The 2,213-nt window shown below is 59.3% G+C and carries 1 protein-coding gene; it reads left to right on the top strand.

Features of this window, described 5'->3' with window-relative positions:
* Window positions 1-10: 10 nt before the first annotated feature.
* Window positions 11-2,213: LamG-like jellyroll fold domain-containing protein (locus tag ABX749_RS30410; RefSeq protein WP_372899340.1), on the top strand; the 2,203-nt coding region annotated here is incomplete at its 3' end.

The raw sequence follows: 2,213 nt of genomic DNA, 5'->3' as shown, positions 1-2,213 counted from the left end.
GCTCGACGGGATGGTTAACGATAACCCGGCCGGTCAGCCGGTGACGGACTACATTGACTACAGCAATTTCCTGACTTCGCCGACCAATCGAGCCATCGGACCACGGGGAGTTGCGCTGAAGAAACTGGCGCCGACGACCGAACCGATTCATCATCGCTACGAAGCCAATAACAGCGCGCTGGATGTGAGTGGCACTCGCAACGGAACCCCCGTGGGCGACGCAACCTACGGCGAGGGACGAACGGGCGGCTCCGCATTCTTGCTCGACGGCGCCGGCGACTATTTCAATCTCGGCAACTGGGCTCCGGCGGACGACTGGACGATCGCTGCCTGGGTCAATCCGAACTCCGTTCCCGCGACCGGGTGGGTGGGACTGGCTGGCAGCCAGTCGTCCCGCCGCGACTGGTCGATTTCGATTTATGACGGCAATTACGTGGCGGTGTTCGAATTCGGTCAACGGGTCGATAGCGGCATCGCGGCATCGATTGGTGTGTGGACGCACGTTGCCGCAACGCTCCGGGATGGAATTGTGCACGTTTATATCGACGGCGTCTTACGAAATAGCGTTGCGGCCCCAGAGTATGTGCCATCGACCTCCGGTGCGCGTCTTGGAAGCACAACGTTTGATAACGCCGGATTCTTCGATGGACGGATCGACGAGGTCTCGATTGTCGAGCGAAGTGTCAGCGATGGCGAGATCGTTTCCTTGCGCGACTCGGGAACACTCGATCCGTTCAATCCCCAAGATCGATTCCTGGTGACGTTCGATCGGCCGATCGACATGGCCAGCTTTGGACCCGATTACATCGGCATCTCGGGACCGTCGACGGTCTCCGCCGTCCAGGTCGAAAGCGTGACTCGGTATTCGGCGGTCGTCACGCTCTCGGGCCGCCTTAGTAACGCAGGAACTTACGTCGCGTCGATTGGGCCCGATGTGGCGGGGTCCGCCGGAACACTGATGGACCAAGACGCCGACGGCGTGTCGGGCGAGCCGGTTGACGATGTCTTCCAGACGTCCATCTTGATCGACACGTTCGGCCCGCGGATCGTGGGGCAGTCTCCCTCGGGATCGACCGGAACGGTTCTCTCCTCAATCGACGTCACCTTCAACGAGCCGATCGATCCGGACTCGCTTTCGGTCGATGACATCCAATTGTTCGATCCGGAGACATTGGCTGCCTTGGATGCTCATGACCCCGCCGCGATCATCGATGGTTTCAGCGTGGCGGTGATCGAATCCAGCAATACGTTCAATGGTCTCAGCGGAGCGTTGACGGTCGTCGACGATTCCTCTCGTCATGCATTCAAGCAATTCGTCAACGAGTCTGTGATCAATTACGGTTCGACGGTCGGTAACTACGCCGCTGATCAATCGGTGCCCCTATCGGGAACCGACACCAACTACATCGTGTTGGACGCCAATGCAACGATCACCATACCGACCGCGGGCAAGTGGACGTTTTCGGTCGGCAGTGACGACGGCTACAGGTTGGACATTGGTGGCCGGATCGGCGAATTCCCGGGGCTCCGAGGACTCTCAACGGACCTGCACGTCTTCGATTTCCCCGCCGCGGGCGATTACCCGCTTCGACTAATCATGTTCAATCAGACCGGTGGATTGGGGTTCGAACTGGCCGCGGCCGAAGGCGAAATTTCAACGTTCAATGCCGGCACCTTCGCGTTGGTGGGATCATCCGGCGGATTGTCCGTCAAAACCAATCCGGTTGCCCCGACCAGCGACATTCAAATTCTGTCCGTCCAGCCGATCGACCCATCGAACACGACATTCCGAATCAGTTTTTCGCCGCAACCGTCTGATGGCGAATATCAGTTGGTGGTCGATCCCAAGGCGACCGATCTGCAGGGCAATTTGCAGGATCAAGACAACGACGGCATCGGCGGCGAGCCGGTCGAGGATCGCTACATCAGCCGGATCACGGTCGCGCGAGATCCGCTGCGCGTCGTCAGCCAATCGCCGACAACGTCCATCAACGGCGCGTTCGAAAACTTCACCGTTACCTTCAACATCCCGATCGATCCCAACAGTTTTGCCACCACCGATGCCCGCGTGATCGGGCCGGGCGGCGTGGTCACCGTGACATCGATCGAGCAAGTCGATGCGACGACGTATCGTGTCAACGTCCAGCGGACGACCGAAGACGGAAATTATCAACTGTTCATCGGCCCCGACATCACCGATCCGGCCGGAAATC

This window comes from Stieleria sp., from assembly GCF_041595215.1.
Taxonomy (GTDB): Bacteria; Planctomycetota; Planctomycetia; order Pirellulales; family Pirellulaceae; genus Stieleria; species Stieleria magnilauensis.
Note: the sequence above shows the minus strand (reverse complement) of the source record. Positions and strands in the feature narration are given on the sequence as shown.